We start from the raw sequence: 20,054 nt of genomic DNA on the forward strand, positions 1-20,054 counted from the left end.
CCGGTCTTCGCGCCTTCGGAGCGCGCTCTCGCTTCGTGTAGAGCACACAGGTAAAGGGGCGGCCCCGGCGGGGCCGCCCCTCTTCGTTCTTTGACATCGTGAGCCCGGCGCGCGGGCGCCGGGCGGCGTCGATCAGGCCAGGATGTCCCGGTCCTTGGTCTCGGGGATGAAGATCAGGCCCACCACGAAGGTGAAGAGCGCGATCACGATCGGGTACCAGAGGCCGTAATAGATGTCGCCGGTCTGGGCCACCATGGCGAACGAGGTCGCGGGCAGCAATCCGCCGAACCAGCCATTGCCGATATGGTAGGGCAGCGACATCGAGGTGTAGCGGATCCGCGTCGGGAACAGCTCCACCAGCGCCGCCGCGATCGGGCCGTAGACCATCGTCACATAGACGACGAGGATCGTCAGGATACCGATCACCGCGAGCTTCTGACCCGTGAAGATGTCGATCGGGTTCGCGGCCTTGATCACCGTCGGGTTCCCCGAGGCCGGGGGATAGCCGGCCTCGGTCAGCGCGGCCGGCACCGCCTTGGCGAAGGCCGGGTCGGCCACCGCGAAGTCCTTGCCGTTGATGCTCACCACGGTCGGTGTGCCCTTGGGCTGCGGATCGGTGCGGTAGGCGACGGCGGAGCGGGCGAGCAGCGCCTTGGCGACGTCGCACTCCTTGGTGAACTTGGCCGTGCCGACCGGGTTGAACTGGAACGAGCAATCGTCCGGGTTCGTCTTCACCACCACCGGCACGCTCGCCTGGGCTGCGTGCAGCGCCGGGTTGGCGTTGGCAGTCAGCATGTTGAACAGCGGGAAGTAGGTGAGCGCCGCGATCAGGCAGCCGCCGAGGATGATCGGCTTGCGGCCGATCCGGTCCGAGAGGCTGCCGAAGATCAGGAAGCCCGCCGTGCCGAGGATCAGCGACCAAGCGATCATGACGTTCGCGGTGAACTGGTCGACCTTCAGGATGCTCTGCAGGAAGAACAGTGCGTAGAACTGGCCGGTGTACCAGACCACCGCTTGGCCGGCGGTGAGACCGAGCAGGGCCAGCAGCGCCCACTTGGCGTTCTTCCACTGGCCGAAGGCCTCGGAGAGGGGTGCCTTGGAGTGGGTGCCTTCCTCCTTCATCTTCTTGAAGGCCGGGCTTTCCTGCATCTGCAGCCGGATCCACACCGAGATCGCGAGCAGCGCCACCGAGACGAGGAAGGGGATGCGCCAGCCCCAGACCTGGAAGGCCGTGAGCGTGGTCGTGGTCCCGTCCGGGTTGGTGACCGTGGTGCCCGGATAGGCGCTGTTCACGTAGCCCTGCGTCGACAGGATGATGATCAGCGAGAGCAGCAATCCCAGCGTCGCCGTCGTCTGAATGAAGGCCGTGTAGAAGCCGCGGCGGCCGGCCGGGGCGTGCTCGGCCACGTAGACGGCCGCGCCGCCGTACTCGCCGCCCAGCGCGAGGCCCTGGAGCATGCGCAGGACCAGCAGCGTCACCGGGGCGACCCAGCCGATGCCGTAGGCGTTGAGCGTGGTGTAGGAGGGCAGCAGGCCGACCGCGAAGGTCGAGATGCCCATGATCAGAATGGTGACGAGGAAGGTGTATTTGCGGCCGACCATGTCGCCGAGCCGGCCGAAGACCAGGGCGCCGAAGGGGCGCACCAGGAAGCCCGCCGCGAAGGCAAGCAGGGCGAAAATGTTGCGCGTCGCCTCAGGATAGGCCGAGAAGAACTGCGCGCCGATGATCGCCGCGAGCGACCCGTAGAGGTAGAAATCGTACCACTCGAAGACGGTGCCCAGTGAAGAGGCCAGGATGACCTTCTTCTCGCCGGCGGTCATCGGCCTGACCGCCTCTCCGGACCGCGGTACTGCGGTTGCCACAGCCATTTCTCTCGATCCTCCAATTTGTTCTTGAGGGCCCGATTTTGCGGGTCCCATATCGCGGCGCCGTGCGGGCGCAGGCACGCACGAGATCGTTACCGCATGCCCCAATGTGGCCCAATAGGTAAAACGCCGCGATTTACAGAGATTTGGCCTCTGTCACGGGATCGAAGTTCTGCTGCCGAGAGCCGGGCATAAAAAGGGGGCGCGGGCTCGTCGGAGCCCGCGCCCTCCGGAGATCCGTGCCGGTGATGCGTCAGTGCGCGTGCGCGGCGGACGCGCCGATGCCGGTCTCGGAGCGCACGTACTGCGCCTCGAACGCGGCGCGTTCGCGCGCTGCCCGCCGTGAGCGGTCGAGGAGCGAGACGATCCAGATCGTCGCGAAGGCGAGCGGCATCGAGAACAGGGCAGGGTTATCGTACGGAAAGATCGGCGCTGCGTTGCCCAGCGTCGTCACCCATACGGCCTTCGACAGGACCACCATCACGACCGCCGCCACGAGGCCGACGAGGCCGCCCGAGAGCGCCCCCCAGGTGGTGGTTCCGCGCCACAGGATCGACATGGCCAGCACGGGGAAGTTGCAGGACGCCGCCACGGAGAAGGCGAGGCCCACCATGAAGGCGACGTTCTGGTTCTCGAAGATGTAGCCGAGCGCAATCGCCACGATGCCGATCACCACAGCAGAAAGCTTCGAGAGGCGGACTTCCGCGGCCTCGGTGGTGCGCCCGCGGGCGATCACCTGAGCATAGAGATCGTGGCTGACCGCCGAGGCGCCTGCGAGCGTCAGGCCCGCCACCACCGCGAGGATGGTGGCGAAGGCCACCGCCGAGATGAAGCCGAGGAAGTACGGCCCGGCGACCGCGTTGGCGAGGTTCACGGCGACCATGTTGGTGCCGCCGACCATGTCCTTCAGCTTGTCGAACGTACCGCCCGCCCCAAGCTTGAAGTAGTCAGGGTCAGACATCAGCAGGGCGATGCCGCCGAAGCCGATGATGAAGGTCAGGATGTAGAAGTATCCGATCAGACCGGTGGCGTAGAACACGGATTTGCGCGCAGCCTGGGCGTCTGACACGGTGAAGAAGCGCATCAGGATGTGCGGCAGGCCCGCCGTGCCGAACATCAATCCGACGCCAAGCGAGATCGCCTCGACCGGATTCGAGACGAGGCCGCCCGGTGCCATGATGGCGTCGCCCTTCGGGTGCACTTCGACGGCCTTGGCGAACAGCGTCTCGGGATTGAAGCCGTAGCGGTAGAGCACGGCGCCTGCCATGAAGGTGGCGCCACCGAGCAGCAGGCAGGCCTTGATCACCTGCACCCAGGTCGTCGCCTTCATGCCACCGAAGGCGACGTAGACGATCATCAGGATGCCGACGAGCACCACGGCGTAGAGATAGGGCAGACCGAACAGGAGCTGGATCAGCTTGCCCGCACCGACCATCTGGGCGATCAGGTAGAAGGCCACCACCACCAGCGTGCCGGTCGCCGAGATGATGCGGATCGCGGTCTGGTCAAGCCGAAAGCTCGCCACGTCCGCGAAGGTGAACTTGCCGAGGTTCCGCAGACGCTCGGCGATCAGGAACAGCACGATCGGCCAGCCGACGAGGAATCCCGTCGAGTAGATGAGACCATCGAAGCCCGAGGTGTAGACGAGCCCTGAGATGCCGAGGAAGGATGCCGCCGACATGTAGTCGCCAGCGATCGCCAGGGAGTTGGTGCCGGCCGAGATCCCTCCGCCCGCGGCGTAGAAGTCGGCCGCCGACTTCGAACCCATGGCCGCCTTGTAGGTGATGCCGAGGGTAAACAGCACGAAGAATAGGAACATGCCGATGGCGGGCCAGTTCGTGGCCTGCTGCTGCACGGCGCCGAGATCGGGGCCGGCGGCGAGCGCCGGGCCGGCCGCGAGAAGGACGGCGAGAACGAGGAACCGGCGGATCATTGGCCAAGGCTCCGCTTCAAATCCGCGCTCAGCGCGTCGTAGCGGGTGTTGGCGCGGCCGACATAGATGCCGGTGAGAATGAAGGCGAACAGGATCACGCCGACGCCGAGAACGAGGCCGAGCGAACTGGTGCTGCCCACCTTCACGGCGAGCAGCGCCTTGTCGAAGGCGATGAGGCCGATGAAGCCGAAATAGACCACCAGCATCAGCCCGGTGAGGATCCAGCCGAAACGGGTGCGCTCGGCGACGAGTTGCCGGAACTGGGGACTGTGGGCGATGCGGCCGATGGCCGACCCGGTATCGGCGCGAGCGGGACGCGGAGCAGCGGGCGCAGGCTGCGTCCCAGCGGCACCGACTGTTGTACCTCTACTCATGGGGCGTTCCTCCATGAGGACGCGCGACGCCGCGGCCCTCCGGTCGATGACGTGGATCGTTCTTCTTGTTTGATAGTTCGGCGCGGGCACCGCACCGGCACCCGTCTGCCCACTCCTGCGAGACGGGGAGCAACCGATCCGGACCGACCCGGCTCCGCAGACTTCGCGACGCTGTTCTGCCGCGGCTCACGCTAAAGCGACAATCACGTCAGCGCGAGAATTACAGAATCGTTACAGACTCACTCCAACGGAGGTTTTCTATTCATCTCGAAAAATCTCAAAACAAAAGCGTAGTTCCGGCTCCGGATCATGTCCGGAGCCGGGCTCGTTAACACAAGACTTTTCGGTTCATGGGGGCTGGCGGTGATCGCTCAGCTTGCCCGGTTCTGGCGGTGCTCGATCAGGTCGTCGACGACGGCTGGGTCGGCCAAGGTCGAGGTGTCGCCGAGCGAGGAGAAGTCATCCTCGGCGATCTTGCGCAGGATGCGGCGCATGATCTTGCCGGATCGAGTCTTGGGCAGGCCCGGAGCAAACTGGATCAGGTCCGGCGAGGCGATCGGGCCGATGTCCTTGCGGACCCAGCCAACCAGCTCCTTACGCAACGCGTCATCGCCCTCCTCGCCCTCGTTGAGGGTGACGTAAGCGTAGATACCCTGGCCCTTGAGGTTGTGCGGGTAGCCCACAACGGCGGCCTCCGCGACCTTCGGATGGGCAACGAGGGACGACTCGACCTCGGCCGTGCCCATGCGGTGGCCGGAGACGTTGATCACGTCGTCGACGCGGCCGGTGATCCAGTAATAGCCGTCCGCGTCGCGGCGGGCGCCATCACCGGTGAAGTAGAGGTTCTTGTAGGTCGAGAAGTAGGTCTGCTCGAAGCGCTCGTGGTCGCCGTAGACCGTGCGCATCTGACCGGGCCAGGAATCCTTGATGCAGAGATTGCCCTCGCAGGGGCCGTCCAGTTCCTTGCCCTCGGCATCGACCATCACCGGCTGCACGCCGAAGAAGGGGCGCGTGGCCGAGCCCGGCTTCAGCGCGGTCGCGCCGGGCAGCGGGGTGATCAGGATGCCGCCGGTCTCGGTCTGCCACCACGTGTCGACGATGGCGCAACGCGAGTCGCCGACGACGCGGTAGTACCATTCCCAGGCTTCCGGATTGATCGGCTCGCCGACCGAGCCGAGCACGCGCAGCGAGGCGCGCGAGGTCTTCTTCACCGGGCCTTCGCCACCACCCATCAGCGAGCGGATCGCGGTCGGGGCGGTGTAGAAGATGTTGACCTTGTGCTTGTCCACGACGTCCCAGAAACGCGAATTGGACGGATAGGTCGGGATGCCCTCGAACATCAGCGTCGTCGCGCCGTTGGCGAGCGGCCCGTAGACGATGTAGCTGTGGCCCGTGACCCAGCCGACATCCGCCGTGCACCAGTAGACCTCGCCCTCCCGGTAATCGAAGACGTATTCGTGGGTCATCGAGGCGTAGACGAGGTAGCCACCCGTCGTGTGGACGACGCCTTTGGGCTGGCCGGTCGAGCCCGAGGTGTAGAGGATGAAGAGCGGGTGCTCGGCCTCCACAGCCTCGGCAGGGCACTCGTCGGTCACCTGCGCGGCCGCCTCGTCGTAATAGACGTCCCGGCCGGGCTCCATCGTCACTTGGCCGCCTGTGCGGCGCACCACGACGACATGGTCGACGGCGTCCTTGCCAAGCCGGCCGATGGCGGCGTCCACGTTCGCCTTGAGCGGCACCTTGCGGCCGCCGCGCAGGCCTTCGTCGGCCGTGATCACCAGCTTTGCGCCGCAGCCCTCGATGCGCTGGGCGAGGGAGTCGGGCGAGAAGCCGCCGAAGACGATGGCGTGGATCGCGCCGAGCCGGGCGCAGGCCAGCATGGCGTAGGCCGCCTCCGGGATCATCGGCAGGTAGAGGATGACCCGGTCGCCTTTGCCCACGCCGCGGTTGCGCAGGACATTCGCCATACGGCAGACCTGGGCGTGCAGCTCCTTGTAGCTGATATGCTTTGACTCGTTCGGATCGTCGCCCTCCCAGATGATCGCGGTCTGGTCGCCGCGGCGCTCGAGATGACGGTCGATGCAGTTGTAGGCAACGTTGGTCTTGCCGTCCTCGTACCACTTGATCGAGACGTTGCCCGGGGCGAAGCTGGTATTCTTGACCTTAGAGAACGGCGTCGTCCAGTCGATGCGCTTGCCGTGCTCGGCCCAGAAAGCATCCGGATCGGAGACGGATGCCTTATACATCTCTTGGTACTTGGCGTCGTCAACGTGAGCGCCCTGGCGCCACGCGTCCTGCACTGCGACGACCTTCTCGTCCATAACGCTTCATCCCTGACTGCGCCCGATCGTCGGCACGGTCCATCCGCGCATGCGACGGGCTTTTCCCAGTGTCATGCCTTGCTGGCGCACGGGCCGCAAGCGGCCGTTCGGCCACCATTTAGATTGAGCGCAATACAAACCGAGTTAAGTGTCGCAGTTCATACGGCTCAGTCGATCCAGCATTGGACCAAGGTCGGAGGGCTACCCATGACTTTGATCAATCGCGCGCCGCTCCGAAGCGCTCCCGCCACGCCGGCGGCAGGCCTTCGATGGAATCGGCGCCCACCGGTTCCGTTCCCGGAAGGCTCGTCGCGGCATGGACGCCGACCGCGACGGCACGGGCAAGCACCTGTGCCGCCACATCGCCGAGGCGGGCGAGGTCGACCACCGGGTCGCTGAGCGGGACGGCTCCGGTCGCCACCGCAAAGACCACGTCGCCGTCGAGGGGCGTATGCACCGGCTGGATCGATCGGACGAGACCGCCCTGTGCGGCAACCGCAAGGCGCTTCGCCTGGGCTTTCGTGAGACAGGCATCGGTCGCGACCACCGCGAGGGTGGTCGCCGCTCCCGGCAGGCGGCGAGCCGGAAAGGCGAGGGCATCCTCCGGCATGCGGGCGGGCCAGCCGAGGCCGCCGAACTCCGCCTCGCACTCAAACGGGGCCGCCCAGAAATGAGGCCCGTCGCCGACCGTGACCCGGCCGAAGGCGTTCACGGCGGCGATCGCGCCGACCGTGAAGCCGGTCTCGGAAACCGCCGCCGATGCCGAGCCGATGCCGCCTTTGAGGTTACCGGCCCTTGCGCCCGTGCCGGCGCCGACAGAGCCAAGCGCGAAGTCGCGGGAGGCTGCCTGCGCAGCCGCGTAGCCAAGGTCGCGGTAGGGGGGAAAGCGGCCCCATGCCTTGTCGCCGCCGTTGAGCAGGTCGAACAGGATCGCGCCCGGCACGATCGGCACGCGCATGCTGCCGACGGGAAAGCCCCGCTCGTTCTCCGCGAGCCATGCGACGAGGCCCGCGGCCGCGTCGAGCCCGTAGGCTGATCCGCCCGAGAGGAAGAGGGCGTCGATCCCCGTCACCGTGCGCTCAGGATCGAGCAGGTCGGTCTCGCGGGTACCGGGTCCACCGCCGCGCACATCGACCGCGGCAACGCAGGGGCGCTCGAAAAGCAACGCCGTCACGCCGCTCGCGACGCGCAGGTCGGTCGCATGGCCGACGAGAATCCCAGGAATATCGGTGATGCGACTCGCCATGGGGCCACCATGCCATGGAACGTGCGGGATTCGAACGCTCGATCAAGGACGTCGGACGCCAGGTCGTTGTCGGATGCGGGCTGGCCTGCGAGGCTGCCGGCGCCGGAACGAGAGCGCCCGGACCGGCCGGGCAGGGGGTCTGCAATGATGAAGACATTCCTTCGGCTGGTCCTCGTCGGGCTTGGCCTCGGCTTCGGCCTGCCGGCGGTGGCGGGCGGGGCCGGCACCTATACGGTCAAGGGCAACAACGGCGAGGCCGGCACCGACTATTCCGGCACGGTGGTGATCACCCAGACCAGCAAGGACACCTTCAAGCTCGCCTGGACCATCAACGGCGACAAGTATACTGGTCACGGCATCGGCGATGCCCGCATCATGGCCGTGAGTTTCACAAGCGACGGCTCCGCCGGAACCGCGCTTCTCGTCGATGACGATGCGGGCGGCTACAAGAGCATCTGGGGCTTCGTCGGCGAGACCAAGATCGGCTGGGAGCTGATGAAGCCGAGATAGGACGGTTCCGGGTCGGCCGCGGCTTCGGCGCCGAGCGGGGGGAGCTACGCGAACCCTGTGGATGGGTGGCGCCGCGGCGGCACCCGGACCCGGCCGCCCGTGTTAGCCAGAGCGTTCCTTCAAGCGGCAACCGGACCAGCGATGGCGCTCGGCAGAGACGGCACGATCGAGATGGGCGTGGGCCTCGACGGCCCCGGACAGGGCCGACCAGTCGGGCTCGATCTGGAGGAGCTTCTCGCCACGCGCCTCCTCGTCCAGGGCAATTCCGGCTCCGGCAAGTCGCACCTGCTGCGCCGCCTTCTGGAGCAGAGCGGCGCCCTGGTGCAGCAGGTGGTGATCGATCCGGAAGGCGACTTCGTCACCCTGAGCGAGGCGCATGGCCACCTCGTGGTCGATGGCGCCCATGGCGAGACGGACCTCCAGGCCATCGCCGCCCGGGTGCGGGCGCATCGAGTCTCCGTGGTGCTCAACCTCGAAAGCCTCGACATGGAAGCGCAGATGCGCGCGGCGGCCGCCTTTCTCGGCGGCCTGTTCGAGGCCGAGCGGACGCACTGGTATCCCTGCCTCGTCGTCGTGGACGAAGCCCAGATCTTCGCGCCCGCCGCAGCCGGCGACGTCTCGGACGAGGCGCGCAAGATCGCACTCGGCGCGATGACGAACCTGATGTGCCGAGGCCGCAAGCGGGGTCTCGCCGGCGTGATCGCGACGCAGCGGCTTGCCAAGCTGGCCAAGAACGTGGCGGCGGAAGCCACCAACTTCCTGATGGGCCGCACCTTCCTCGATATCGACATGGCGCGCGCCGCAGACCTGCTCGGCCTCGACCGGCGTGGCGCCGAGCGCTTCCGCGATCTCGGCCGCGGCGAGTTCGTGGCGCTCGGGCCTGCGCTGAGCCGCCGGCCGATCGCGCTGCGGATCGGCACGGTGACAACCGGCTCGCGGGCGGTGGCGCCCGGACTGATCCCGCTGCCGCAGGCCGCGGACGACGATCTTCGCGCCAGGATCCTGGCCCCCGCCGAGGAGGACGGCTTCGTTCTGCCGACGCGCAGCCGGCCTGCGCCGACGCCGCGCGTGACACCGGCCGATCTGCTGCGTGAGCTCGCCGCGCACCGCCCTGAGCCGGTCTCTGCACCGCCCGCCCTCGATCCGGCCGAGAACCGGGCCGGCTGCGAGGCCGTGCTGCAGGGGCTCGTGACGGATGTGGATGCCGGGCGCCAGCCGGTCGCGGTGATCTACCAGGACTTCCTGGTGCGCTGCCGGATGCGCGGGCTCGACGGCGAGAGCTTTGGACTGCCGGCCTTCCGCCGGGCGCTCAGCGTCGCCCGGGCCGGAATCGAGGCGGCTCCCGAAGCCGGCGCAGGTGGCGAGAGCTGGTCGGAGGCTCAGCAGATCGCGGCGACCATGCCCGAAGAGGTCCAGGGGGTATTCCTGCTCCTCGCCCGTGCGGCGCTTGCCGGCGAGGCCTGCCCGGGCGACGCGGCGCTCGCGAAGGCCATCGGCAGCCGGTCTCCAGGCCGCGCCCGCCGGCTCCTCGGCTACATGGAGAGCCGGGGCGCCGTGGTCTGCCGCACGGATTTCCGCGGCAACCGGGTCATCGCCCTGCCGGGCCTGTCCTGCGAGACGGCGCCGGGCGATCCTAAGGCCGAAGCCCCAGCCACCCAGGACGGGGCGGCGGAGGCGGATCCGAGCTGGCAGCTCTTCGCCGCAGAGTGATCCTGCCGAGACCGGGATATCGAAGGGGTCAGTCCTGCGCGCTGAGGCGCAGGAGTTCCGCGGTCAGGCTGGCGGCCGAATCCTCCACCGTGAGCCCCTGCGTGCGGAGCACGAGGTCGGGCGCATCGGGCGCCTCATAGGGCGCGGAGATTCCGGTGAAGTCTGGGATCTTGCCCGCCCGCGCCCGGTCGTAGAGCCCCTTCGGATCGCGCGCCTCGCAGACCGAGAGCGGGGTGTCGATGAAGACCTCGCGGAAGGACACGTCGCCCGCGATGCGCCGAGCCATGGCGCGCTCCTCGCGGAAGGGCGAGATCAGCGAGACGATCACAACCAGCCCGGCCTCGGCCATCAGGCGGGCGGTCTCGGCGGCGCGGCGAATGTTTTCGGTGCGGTCGGCGGCGCTGAAGCCGAGATCGCGGTTGAGGCCGTGGCGCAGGTTGTCCCCGTCAAGCACCATGGTGTGACGGCCGGCCTCCATCAGGGAGCGGTCCACCGCGTTGGCGATGCTCGACTTGCCGGCGCCCGAGAGGCCGGTGAACCAAGCGATGGCCGGCCGCTGGCCGAGCGCCCGCCAACGCGCCTCGCGTGGCTGCAGCGTCTGCCACGTCAGGTTCCGGGACCGGGGCGCGCCCTCGGCGGATGAGGATTGTGACACCGGCAGGACCCCTCCGCGGGCTTTGGACGAGGGATCCTTCTATGCAGCCCAGGGCGGGAACGGAACCCGCGCCGGCGATCCTTACACCTGCCGGTTGCGCCCGGCGCCGAGGCTGAACGCAGCCGCCCCCAGACTCAGCGCGCAGAACAGGGTCGAGGGCAGCACCCAGCCGCCGCCGATCTCGTGAGCGAGGCCGAACCCGAGGGGGCCGAGGGAGGCGATGGTGTAGCCCACCCCCTGGGCCATCGCCGAGAGCGCCGCGGCACCGGCCGCATCGCGGACCCGCAGAACGATGATGGTCAGGCCGAGCCCGAAGCAGCCGCCGAGGCCGAAACCGTGCCCCAACGTCGCCGGCACCACCAGCCAGAGGGGGCCGAAGACGACGAGGAGATAGGTCGCGAGCGTCAGCCCGATGATGGCGAGGGCGGCACCGCGCTGATCTCTGAGGCGCGCGGCGAAGGTCGGCACGAGCAGGGCGGCAGGAGCCTGACCGACGCTCATCAGAGCCGCGACGAAGCCAGCATCGACGGCGCTGAGTCCGCGATCGTGCAGGATGAGGGGCACCCAACCGAACATGATGTAGGCGAGAGAGGACTGAAGCCCCATGAAGCCGGTGACCTGCCAGGCGAGCGGCGAGCGCCAGACCACCGGGCGCGTCACCTCGGAACGCGCGGCGACCGGAGCCCGACTCGGGCGCGCGAAAGGCGCCCAGGCGAGGGTGCCGAGCACGGCAGGCAGGGCCCAGGCAGCGAGCGCCAGGGCCCAGCTGCCGCCGAACAGGTCCTGCAGCGGCACGGTAAGGCCGGCTCCTGCGGCCGCCCCGAGGCAGAGCGTCATGGTGTAGAGGCCGGTCATCAGGCCGGCCTGACCGGGGAACTCGCGCTTCACGAGACCTGGGATGAGCACGCCCGCCAACCCGATCCCGAGGGCGGCGACGCAGGCCCCGGCAAAGAGCGGCACCAGCCCTCCGAGGGCGCGGAGCGACAGGCCGGCCGCGACCACGGCGCTCGCGAGCAGGATGCCGCGGTCGGGACCGATCCAGCGGCTGACGCGCGGCCCGAGCACGCTGGCAATGCCGAGGAACAGCACCGGCAGCATGGTCAGCACCGCCGCGCCCGTGGTGCCGAGACCGGTGCCCATGCGGATCGCCGCGAGGAGCGGCCCTACGGTGGTCAGCGCCGGGCGCAGGTTGAAGGCGACCAGCATCAGGCCGACGCCGAGCAGGAGCGGGCTCGGTATCCGCGGACTCGCAGCCGTCATCCGCGAATCGCGGTCGGGACGCGCCGCGCGGCCCGGATCCGTGCGCGCAACGCGCCGCCGAGGCAGGCGGCGAGCATCAGCGCGAACGACCAGTCGCCGAGCTTCGCGTAGGGCGTACCGCCGACGATCCGGCTGGGCAGGTCCGCGTCGAGGATGCGTTCCCTGTCGAGGGGCAGGCTCGCGGTGACGCGGCCATGGGCGTCGATCACCGCCGAAATTCCGGTATTGGCGTCCCGCACGAGCGGCAAGCCTTCCTCCACGGCGCGTAGCCGCGCCTGGGCGAGGTGCTGGCGCGGACCCGGCGTGTCACCGAACCACGCGTCGTTGGTCAGGTTCAGGATGAGACCCGGAGGCTCGCCCGAAACATCGGCCGCGCCGGGCGGCAGGATCGCGCCGGGGAAGATCGCCTCGTAGCAGATGGTGGCGGCGACCGGCGGCAGGCCGGCCACGGTGAGGATGCGCTGCGCAGCCCGGTTGCCGGCGGTGAAGCCACCGGGGATCGCCACGAACTGGCGCAGGCCGACCGCGCGCAGGGCCCAGTCGAGAGGCGCCGGCAGGTACTCGCCGAAGGGGACGAGGTGGACCTTGTCGTAGGTGTCGGCGATCCGACCGCCCGGCTCGATCGTCATGATCGCGTTGTAGTAGCGCAGGCGCTCGCCGGGCAGCGGCTCCTCGGCACGGGCCGCGCCGGTGAGCAGGATCTGGCCCGGTTCGAGCCCGGCCCCGACCTTGGCAAGGGAGGCCGGATCGCGCTGGATCAGGAACGGAAAGGCGGATTCCGGCCAGATGATATGAGTCGGGCGGGGCTCGCCGGGCTCGGGCGCGCGCCGGGTCAGCTCGACATAGCGGTCGACGATGTCCTCACGGTTCTCGGGCCGGAACTTGGCATCCTGAGGCAGGTTCGGCTGGACGAGGCGCAGGCGCACGCCGGCCACGACGTGATCCGGCGCCGGTCCGACGCGGGCGGAGCCGTAAAGGGCGAGCGCCGTGAGCACGATCAGCGCGGCGGCGCTCGGCCCGAACCGGCTGCGCGGGTTCGAGCCGGTGAGCAGCGTGGCGGGCGCCGCGCAGATCAGCACCGCGAGCAGGGTCAGCCCATAGAGCCCGACGAGGCTCGCCGCCTGCATCAGCCAGAGATTCTGGCCGAGCGCCATGCCGAGGGTGTTCCAGGGAAAGCCCGTGAAGAGGTGCCCACGCAGCCATTCGGCCCCGGCGATCCCGAAGGCGAAGGCCGCGATGCGGCCCGGCCCCCGCAGCCAGAGCAGGCCAGCGGCGGCAAAGCCGGCTCCGTAGAACAGCCCGAGCGCGAAGGGCAGGCCGACGACGCCGAGCGGCAGCGCCCAGGCGAAGTCCTCGGCCTCCACCAGGAAGGCCGAGCCCAGCCACCACAGGCCGGCGGTCAGGTAGCCGAAGCCCCAGGCCCAGCCGACGAGGAGGCAGGGCAGCAGGCGGCGCAGGGTCGAGCGGTCCGCGACCGCCCCGTCCATGAGCCAGACCGCCACGGACAGCGAGACGGCGAGCGCCGGAAGCCAGCCGAAGGGCGGCATCGCCAGCGCGCCGAAGGCGCCTGCGAGCCAGGCCAGCCCGAGCCGGCGCCAGCCGGTCAGGCGCAGGACGGGCGTGACGCCACCTGCGGCGCCGCGGGGCGGCTCACCGGGATGCGCCGCGGCGCGGGGGTGAGGGAGAGGAAGGCTGAGCTGCATCGGTCCGGGACCCGTAGCGGGATCCCATGACCGGGGGAAGGCGTCGAAACCGTGACGCCCGGGTGGTTCGGCCAGCGATGGCGCGGCCTATCCCCGGGCGTTCGCGAGAACCGGACCTATTGGCCGGCCGGCTTGTTGGCGGGCGCGGGGTTCGGATTGGCCGAGGGCGGCGCCGGGGTCGTCGGCGCGGTGGTGCTCGGCGCAGGTGGCGGCGGGGGAGCCTCGGCCTTCTTCTCGTCCTTGCAGGCGGTCAGTGCGAGCAGGCCGAGAAGCGGCACGAGAGTGCGCATGCGCATGAGTGTTCCTCCGGGTTGCCTATTGTGCAGGCAAGAACGCCGGAGCGGCCCGAAGGGTTCATGCCCGGAGCGGATCTCACGCCGCGGGCGGCGTCGCCGGTGGCGGGAGAGCGAGGGGCACCACTGCCTCGATCCGGGCGGGCCCGCGCTGGACACGCAGGCGCTTGAGACGGCGCGGATCGGCGTCGAGCACCTCGAAGGCGAGTTCGCCCGGACCCTCGATCATCTCGCCGCGGGCGGGCACACGGCCGGCCAGCGTCACCACCATGCCGCCCAGGGTGTCGATCTCCTCGGCCATCTCGCCCACCGCCGCCACGAGGTCGACGCCGGTCGCCTGGGAGACCTCGGAGAGCGGCGCGCGGGCGTCGGCCACGAAGACCTCAGGCTCGCCGTCGACCCGCTGGACGAGCTGGCCCTCGGCCACGTCGTGCTCGTCCTCGATGTCGCCGACCACCATCTCGATCAGGTCCTCGATGGAGATCAGACCGTCGGTGCCGCCATACTCGTCGATGACCAGCGCCATATGGGTGCGCGTCGCCTGCATCCGCACCAGCAGGTCGATGGCCGGCATGGAGGGCGGCACGAACAGGACCGGGCGCAGGATCTTGGTGGAGGCGAGCGAGGCCGAGAGGTCGACGTTGCCGAGGTTGAAGGCGCGCAACGCTCGGGCGGGGCTGCGCCGGAGGCGGGGCGCCGGCCGCTCGGGATCCGCGCCGCTCGCCGGCGCGGCCCTGCTGCGCGGTGCGGCCTCGCCCCGCGAGGCGATGTGGTCCACGAAGTCGCGGATGTGGACCATACCCCGAGGGTTATCGAGCGTCTCGTCGTAGATCGGCAGGCGCGAGTGGCCGGCGGTGCGGAACACCCGCAGCAGGTCGCCGAGGCTGGTCTCGCTCGAGACCGCCACGATGTCGGCGCGCGGGATCATCACGTCGTCGACGCGGACCTTGTGCAGGCCGAGCACGTTCTTGAGCATCGCCCGCTCGTAGGGCGAGAAGCCGTTATCGCCCGTATCGGGCTCGGCGAGCGCCTCTTCGATCTCGCCGCGCAGCGATTCGCGCGGCTTGAGGTGCAGAGCCTGCAGCAGGCGGTCGTACCAGGGCTCGCGCGGCGGATTCGCCTCGGCCTCTGGGGTGGGCGCGGCCTGGGCCGCGCCGCGACTTCGGTCGTTGGTCATGTCGTCCGGGTTCGAGGTGAAAAGGACCGCTCAGCCCTGCAGGGGCTCGGGCTCGTCGGCGTAGGGGTTCGGGATGCCGAGCCCGGCCAGCGCCGCGATCTCCAGCGCTTCCATGGCGTCGGCCTCGGCCTCGCCGGTCTCGTGGTCCTGGCCGAGCAGGTGCAGGGTGCCATGAACGAGCAGGTGCGCGAGGTGATGGCCGAGGGGCTTCGACTGCTCCCCACTCTCGCGCACCAACGTGTCATACGCAAGAACGAGGTCGCCCAACGGCATCGCGACGCCCGCATGGCTCGGCTGCGGCGCGGCCGGGAAGGACAGCACGTTGGTCGGCTTGTCCTTGCCCCGCCAGGTCCGGTTCAGCTCCTGCACCGTGTCGTCGTCGGCCAAGAGCACGCTCACCGCCACCGGGCCGGCTGGCGGCTCGGGCGCGGCGGCGAGCCCCGCCTCGACGGCGCGAATCACCAGGGCCTCCAGATCCGCGACCGCCTGTTCCCAGCGCGGATCCTCGACGGCGATGTCGATCTCGGGCGGCACGATGCGCGGCATGGTCAGGCGAGCGGCCTCCGCCGCGGGTTCGGGTTACGGTCGGCCTCCGATTCGCCGTGGGCGGCGCGCTCGTAGGCGGTGACGATGCGGCGCACGAGGTCGTGGCGGACCACGTCCACGTCCTTGAAGGTGACGCGGCCGATGCCCTCGACGCCGTCGAGCACCTGCACCGCCTCGACGAGTCCGGATTTCTGCCCCGGCGGCAGGTCGATCTGGCTCGGATCGCCGGTGACGATCATGCGGGAGCCCTCGCCGAGGCGGGTGAGGAACATCTTCATCTGCATCGAGGTGGTGTTCTGCGCCTCGTCCAGCAGCACCACGGCGTTGGTCAGCGTCCGCCCGCGCATGAAGGCGAGCGGCGCGATCTCGATGATGCCGGTCTGCAGCCCGCGGTCGACGTGGCGCGCCTCCATGAAATCGTAGAGGGCGTCGTAGATCGGCCTCAGATAGGGATCGACCTTCTCGCGCATGTCGCCCGGCAGGAAGCCGAGGCGTTCGCCGGCCTCGACGGCGGGGCGCGACAGGATCAGCCGCTCGGCATGGCCCTGCTCCAGAAGCGAGACCGCGTGGCCCACCGCGAGCCAGGTCTTGCCGGTGCCGGCCGGCCCCTCCGCGAAGACCAGCTCGTTGGTGCGCAGCAGCTTGATGTAGGCGTCCTGCGCGGCGTTGCGGGCGCGGACCGCGCCGCGGCGGCGGGTGGCGATCTGCTCGAAGCGCGGATTGCCGTTGCTGTCAGCCGGGCTCTCGGCCGGGATCTCGGCCTGCGGGAACAGGTTGCCCTGGAGCGTCGCCTCCTGGATCGCCCCGTCCACCTCGCCGAGGGTCAGCGGGCCACCCTCGCGGGCGCGGTCGTAGAGCTTCTCGAACACCCGCCGCGCCAGCTCGGCCCCGTCCGGCGGCCCCTTGACCACGAGGTGGTTGCCGAGGGCCGTCGCGGTCACACCGAGCTTGCGCTCAAGATGGGCGACGTTCTGGTCGTACTGGCCGAAGACGAGGCTCGCGAGGCGGTTGTCGTCGAAGGTCAGCGAGATCTCGGCAGTCTCGTAGGGGCCGCTGCGGGGATTGCCGCCCCGCGGGCGCGGCGTGCCGCGACCGGCCGATCCGTCAGCTGGCGTCACGAACGATGTCCTTCGATTGGGGGCGCAGCCGTCGCCCTCCCGCCACTGTGGGGGAGGGGGTGACGCTGCATCGGTTCACGCGGCCTCGGCCCGGGTCGCCAGCTCGCCGTAGAGGCTGTTCGCCCCCGCCTCGCGGATGCGCACGGGCACCACGCTGCCGATCGTCGATGTGGGGGCCTCGAAATGGACCGCCAGCATGTGCGGCGTCTTGCCCGCGACCTGGCCGGGATGGCGTCCGGCCTTCTCGACCAGCACCTCGACCCGTTGCCCCTCGGCCGCGCGCTGATAGGCGTGGCGCTGCGCGTCGAGCAGGGCCTGGAGCGCGGCGAGGCGCTCGGACTTCACCGGCTCGGGCACCGCGTCGGCTCGCTCGGCCGCGGGCGTGCCGGGGCGGGGGCTGTACTTGAAGGAGAAGGCGCTCTCGAAGCCCACATCCGCCACGAGCCGCATCGTCTCGGCGAAATCCGCATCGGTCTCGCCGGGAAAGCCGACGATGAAGTCGGAGGACAGGGCGATGTCCGGCCGGGCCGCCCGCACCCGCTCGATCAGGCGGCGGTACTGGTCGCCCGTGTGCTTGCGGTTCATCGCCTTGAGGATCCGGTCCGAGCCCGACTGCACCGGCAGGTGCAGATAGGGCATCAGGGCCGGGATCTCGGCATGGGCCCGGATCAGGTCGTCGGCCATGTCGTTGGGATGGCTGGTGGTGTAGCGGATCCGGGCGACGCCCGGGATCGCGGCAACGGCGCGCATCAGGTCGGGCAGGCTCGCCGCCGCGCCATCCGCGCCCAGCCCGTGATAGGCATTCACGTTCTGGCCGATCAGGGTGATCTCGCGCACGCCCTCGGCCACGAGCCGCTCGGCCTCGGCCAGCACCGCGGGGACGGGGCGGGAGACCTCGGCGCCGCGGGTATAGGGCACCACGCAGAAGGCGCAGAACTTGTCGCAGCCCTCCTGCACGGTGAGGAAGGCGGTCACCCCGCGGTTGCGGCGCGCGGGCAGGTGGTCGAACTTGTCCTCGGCCGGGAACTCGGTATCGACCACGCGGCGCTCGCGGGAGCGGGCCAGCAGTTCCGGCAGGCGGTGGTAGCTCTGGGGGCCGACCACCACGTCGACCGCGGGCTGGCGCGCGACGATCTCCGCCCCCTCCGCCTGCGCCACGCAGCCCGCCACCACGATGCGGGTGTCGAGGCCGGCGCGCTTGCGCTCGCCCTTCAGCTCGCGCAGGCGCCCGAGCTCGGAATAGACCTTCTCGGCCGCCTTCTCACGGATGTGGCAGGTGTTGAGGACGACGACATCCGCCTCCTCCACCGACTCGGTCGGCACGAAGCCCTCGGCGCCGAGGACATCCGCCATGCGGGCGGCGTCGTAGGCGTTCATCTGGCAACCGTAGGATTTGACGAAGGCTTTCTTCAACGCGTCCCGTCCCGCTTGTCCGTCCCCCGGCCGCTCAAGTCCCCATCCAAGGCCGGGCGGCGGCCTCTACCACAGATTTCGCCCCGCGTCGCGGCGGGGTCATGTGGCCCGATCGCGCGAGACCCGCACCGTCCTCCCCATCGCTGCGGGGAGGGGCGGGACGGGGCGCGACTCTCTTCCCTCTCCCCTCTGCGGGAGAGGGTGGCCCTCGCGTGAGCGAGGGTCGGGAAAGGGGAGCAAGGGTTCCGGACGGGGCGCGGGTCCCCTCTCCCGTTCGGGAGAGGGACAGGGTGAGGGTCGAGAATTATCAGGATGGGGCTCCGCACGAGCCGCTTCGCCGTCGCGACGACTCCGGACAGTTCTCATCCCTCACCCCAGCCCTCTCCCGAACGGGAGAGGGGCCTGTCGCGGATCCTGCGAATACGAGGAAGACAGCGCACGTGCTTTCGGCCCCGCGCGGATGCTCCGCCGGGGGTATGGCTGGCGCGGTCGGGGTGACGCGGGACGCCGCGGAGCCCGAAACGCAACGTTGCACAAGCCGGCTCCCCGGCGTCCCGCGGCAGAAGCTCCTGGGCCAAGGCCCGCTCGCGCCTGCCGTCTTGTCGTCGCGGTGTCTGTCCCGGCGTCCTCCGACCTCGCGACTGCCGCTGGCCGGGTCCGGTCCCTGTCGGGACGGGAACCCCGTGCACGCTGACATCCGCCCGTCCGGCGCGAGGCCCGCCTCGTAGTGGGTCGGGCCGGCGAGTCTCTGGCGATCCCCCAGAACCGGGTCGGGACGGGCGCATTTCCTCAGCCCGCCTCACCGCCCGGATCCGAGCAGACCTTGCGTCGGCACGCCGCCCGGGGCACCGGCCGGATCCGAGGCCGATGACGCGGGCACCGCCCCGCCGTCCGCGCCCCTCCCGGTCGGTCCCCGGGACGAGCCCCCGAAAGGCAGCGCAGGATCACCCCTGCGATGCCGGGCGGCAGGTGCGAGCAAATGAGCACAAAACAGGAACATTGTCAAGCCCGGAGGCCCACCACAAACGCGCCGCCCGGTCAGATCCCCGCCATCCCGGCATCCGGCATGCCGGGCAAATCGCCCGCCTGCTGTGGGGCCGGGTCCGGGATCCGGCCCGGCTCGCGGCCGGCGCGCACCGCGCGCAGGGCGGCGCGCACCGAGGCCTCCGCCTGGGCTGTGGCGCGCTTGCGGTCGGTGCCGGCCTCGAAGGCGATGGGCGCCCCCCAGGTGACGTGGAGGTCGAGGGGCCCCTCGCGCAGGAAGGTGACGAGATGGGGCGCGAGGTCCATGTCGCCGTACCAGGCCACGTCGGGCCGCTCGGCGCGGGTGACCGGCAGGCCGTTGCGGCGCGGGTAGCTCAGCGCCAGGGGCTGCAGGCGGATGCGGTCGAGCCGGCCGGCCGAGGCCTCGCGCTCCGCCTCGATGGCCGTGCGCGCCGCCCCGACCAGGGAGGAGCGGAAGGGCAGAAGGCGGGTCCCGTCCCCCGTGGTGCCCTCGGCGAAGAGCACCACGAGCTCGCCCGCGGCGAGGCGCGAGCCCAGCGTCGCGTTGACCTCCGCGGTGGCGGCGCGCCGGGCCCGGTCGATGAAGATCGTCCGCTGCAGCACGGCGAACCAGCCGATCACCGGCCAGCCGGCGATCTCGGACTTCGCCACGAAGGAGAGAGGCCGCAGCGAACCGAGCGCGATGATGTCGAGCCAGGAGACGTGGTTGGCGAGAACGAGCGCCGCCTCGCCGGGGCCCGGCGGCGTGCCGCTCTGCGTCACCCGCACCGCGAACAGGCGCAGGAACAAGCGGTGGAACAGCATCGGCGCCAGGCCCGAGGACCGCCCGAGGCGGAGCGCCAGCCAGTGCGGCCCGACGAGGACGAGGAACCCCGCCGCCAGCACGAGGAGGCGGGCGGCGATGCCGAGGCGGGTCACGGCCGC

At 70.0% G+C, this 20,054-nt stretch carries 16 protein-coding genes; 2 read left to right on the forward strand and 14 right to left on the reverse strand.

Going from position 1 to position 20,054, the window contains the following annotated elements; all coding sequences use genetic code 11:
• Nucleotides 1-132: 132 nt before the first annotated feature.
• The 5 genes from MET9862_RS07735 to MET9862_RS07755 form a co-directional block, all read right to left on the reverse strand.
• Nucleotides 133-1,869 carry an MFS transporter gene (locus MET9862_RS07735; RefSeq protein ID WP_142582457.1) on the reverse strand — a complete coding sequence of 579 codons (1,737 nt, stop codon included), beginning with the start codon at nt 1,867-1,869 and terminating at the stop codon, nt 133-135.
• A 250-nt stretch (nt 1,870-2,119) separates the two neighbouring features.
• A complete protein-coding gene (locus tag MET9862_RS07740) occupies nt 2,120-3,799 on the reverse strand; it encodes a cation acetate symporter (RefSeq protein WP_142582458.1) in 1,680 nt (559 codons plus the stop codon).
• The gene (locus MET9862_RS07745; protein ID WP_142582459.1) at nt 3,796-4,173 is read right to left on the reverse strand and encodes a DUF485 domain-containing protein; all 378 of its coding nucleotides are present in this window, start codon (nt 4,171-4,173) and stop codon (nt 3,796-3,798) included. The genes MET9862_RS07740 and MET9862_RS07745 overlap by 4 nt, the downstream gene beginning before the upstream one ends.
• 371 nt (nt 4,174-4,544) lie before the next feature.
• A complete protein-coding gene (acs, locus tag MET9862_RS07750) occupies nt 4,545-6,494 on the reverse strand; it encodes an acetate--CoA ligase (protein ID WP_142582460.1) in 1,950 nt (649 codons plus the stop codon).
• Between the two features lie 217 nt (nt 6,495-6,711).
• Nucleotides 6,712-7,740 (reverse strand): P1 family peptidase, encoded by a 1,029-nt coding sequence (locus MET9862_RS07755; RefSeq protein ID WP_142582461.1) that lies wholly within the window; start codon nt 7,738-7,740, stop codon nt 6,712-6,714.
• Nucleotides 7,741-7,887: 147 nt separating this feature from the next.
• Here MET9862_RS07755 and MET9862_RS07760 point away from each other — a divergent pair, with 147 nt between their 5' ends.
• Both MET9862_RS07760 and MET9862_RS07765 read left to right on the forward strand, forming a co-directional pair.
• The gene (locus MET9862_RS07760) at nt 7,888-8,250 is read left to right on the forward strand and encodes a hypothetical protein (RefSeq protein WP_142582462.1); all 363 of its coding nucleotides are present in this window, start codon (nt 7,888-7,890) and stop codon (nt 8,248-8,250) included.
• A gap of 141 nt (nt 8,251-8,391) precedes the next feature.
• Nucleotides 8,392-9,960, forward strand: coding sequence for a helicase HerA domain-containing protein (locus MET9862_RS07765; protein WP_142582463.1), 1,569 nt, complete (start codon nt 8,392-8,394; stop codon nt 9,958-9,960).
• Nucleotides 9,961-9,988: 28 nt separating this feature from the next.
• On the opposite strand, the gene cysC is transcribed toward MET9862_RS07765, so the two are convergent.
• The 9 genes from cysC to MET9862_RS07815 form a co-directional block, all read right to left on the reverse strand.
• Nucleotides 9,989-10,615 carry an adenylyl-sulfate kinase gene (gene cysC, locus MET9862_RS07770; protein WP_210248094.1) on the reverse strand — a complete coding sequence of 209 codons (627 nt, stop codon included), beginning with the start codon at nt 10,613-10,615 and terminating at the stop codon, nt 9,989-9,991.
• Nucleotides 10,616-10,696: 81 nt separating this feature from the next.
• Nucleotides 10,697-11,875 carry an MFS transporter gene (locus MET9862_RS07775; protein WP_142582465.1) on the reverse strand — a complete coding sequence of 393 codons (1,179 nt, stop codon included), beginning with the start codon at nt 11,873-11,875 and terminating at the stop codon, nt 10,697-10,699.
• Nucleotides 11,872-13,578 carry an apolipoprotein N-acyltransferase gene (gene lnt / locus MET9862_RS07780; protein WP_142582466.1) on the reverse strand — a complete coding sequence of 569 codons (1,707 nt, stop codon included), beginning with the start codon at nt 13,576-13,578 and terminating at the stop codon, nt 11,872-11,874. The genes MET9862_RS07775 and lnt overlap by 4 nt, the downstream gene beginning before the upstream one ends.
• A gap of 116 nt (nt 13,579-13,694) precedes the next feature.
• Nucleotides 13,695-13,874 carry a hypothetical protein gene (locus tag MET9862_RS07785; RefSeq protein ID WP_142582467.1) on the reverse strand — a complete coding sequence of 60 codons (180 nt, stop codon included), beginning with the start codon at nt 13,872-13,874 and terminating at the stop codon, nt 13,695-13,697.
• A gap of 76 nt (nt 13,875-13,950) precedes the next feature.
• Nucleotides 13,951-15,048, reverse strand: coding sequence for a hemolysin family protein (locus MET9862_RS07790; RefSeq protein WP_142582468.1), 1,098 nt, complete (start codon nt 15,046-15,048; stop codon nt 13,951-13,953).
• 30 nt (nt 15,049-15,078) lie between these two features.
• Nucleotides 15,079-15,594, reverse strand: a complete 516-nt coding sequence (gene ybeY / locus MET9862_RS07795) for an rRNA maturation RNase YbeY (RefSeq protein ID WP_185156788.1) — start codon at nt 15,592-15,594, stop codon at nt 15,079-15,081.
• A 2-nt stretch (nt 15,595-15,596) separates the two neighbouring features.
• Nucleotides 15,597-16,712 carry a PhoH family protein gene (locus MET9862_RS07800; protein ID WP_142582469.1) on the reverse strand — a complete coding sequence of 372 codons (1,116 nt, stop codon included), beginning with the start codon at nt 16,710-16,712 and terminating at the stop codon, nt 15,597-15,599.
• 75 nt (nt 16,713-16,787) lie between these two features.
• A complete protein-coding gene (miaB, locus tag MET9862_RS07805) occupies nt 16,788-18,125 on the reverse strand; it encodes a tRNA (N6-isopentenyl adenosine(37)-C2)-methylthiotransferase MiaB (RefSeq protein ID WP_142582470.1) in 1,338 nt (445 codons plus the stop codon).
• 1,038 nt (nt 18,126-19,163) lie between these two features.
• Nucleotides 19,164-20,048: a lysophospholipid acyltransferase family protein gene (locus tag MET9862_RS07815; RefSeq protein WP_142582471.1), complete on the reverse strand. Its 885-nt coding sequence runs from the start codon at nt 20,046-20,048 to the stop codon at nt 19,164-19,166.
• Between the last annotated feature and the right edge of the window lie 6 nt (nt 20,049-20,054).

Source organism: Methylobacterium symbioticum (assembly GCF_902141845.1).
Taxonomy (GTDB): Bacteria; Pseudomonadota; Alphaproteobacteria; order Rhizobiales; family Beijerinckiaceae; genus Methylobacterium; species Methylobacterium symbioticum.

What these genes read in the sequence shown, in the direction of transcription:
- MET9862_RS07755 (WP_142582461.1), bottom strand. Translation starts at nt 7,740, where the DNA reads ATGGCGAGTCGCATCACCGATATTCCTGGGATTCTCGTCGGCCATGCG.
- MET9862_RS07775 (WP_142582465.1), bottom strand. Translation starts at nt 11,875, where the DNA reads ATGACGGCTGCGAGTCCGCGGATACCGAGCCCGCTCCTGCTCGGCGTC.
- MET9862_RS07765 (WP_142582463.1), top strand. Translation starts at nt 8,392, where the DNA reads ATGGCGCTCGGCAGAGACGGCACGATCGAGATGGGCGTGGGCCTCGAC.
- MET9862_RS07790 (WP_142582468.1), bottom strand. Translation starts at nt 15,048, where the DNA reads ATGACCAACGACCGAAGTCGCGGCGCGGCCCAGGCCGCGCCCACCCCA.
- ybeY (WP_185156788.1), bottom strand. Translation starts at nt 15,594, where the DNA reads ATGCCGCGCATCGTGCCGCCCGAGATCGACATCGCCGTCGAGGATCCG.
- lnt (WP_142582466.1), bottom strand. Translation starts at nt 13,578, where the DNA reads ATGCAGCTCAGCCTTCCTCTCCCTCACCCCCGCGCCGCGGCGCATCCC.
- acs (WP_142582460.1), bottom strand. Translation starts at nt 6,494, where the DNA reads ATGGACGAGAAGGTCGTCGCAGTGCAGGACGCGTGGCGCCAGGGCGCT.
- MET9862_RS07745 (WP_142582459.1), bottom strand. Translation starts at nt 4,173, where the DNA reads ATGAGTAGAGGTACAACAGTCGGTGCCGCTGGGACGCAGCCTGCGCCC.
- MET9862_RS07760 (WP_142582462.1), top strand. Translation starts at nt 7,888, where the DNA reads ATGAAGACATTCCTTCGGCTGGTCCTCGTCGGGCTTGGCCTCGGCTTC.
- MET9862_RS07735 (WP_142582457.1), bottom strand. Translation starts at nt 1,869, where the DNA reads ATGGCTGTGGCAACCGCAGTACCGCGGTCCGGAGAGGCGGTCAGGCCG.
- MET9862_RS07740 (WP_142582458.1), bottom strand. Translation starts at nt 3,799, where the DNA reads ATGATCCGCCGGTTCCTCGTTCTCGCCGTCCTTCTCGCGGCCGGCCCG.
- MET9862_RS07785 (WP_142582467.1), bottom strand. Translation starts at nt 13,874, where the DNA reads ATGCGCATGCGCACTCTCGTGCCGCTTCTCGGCCTGCTCGCACTGACC.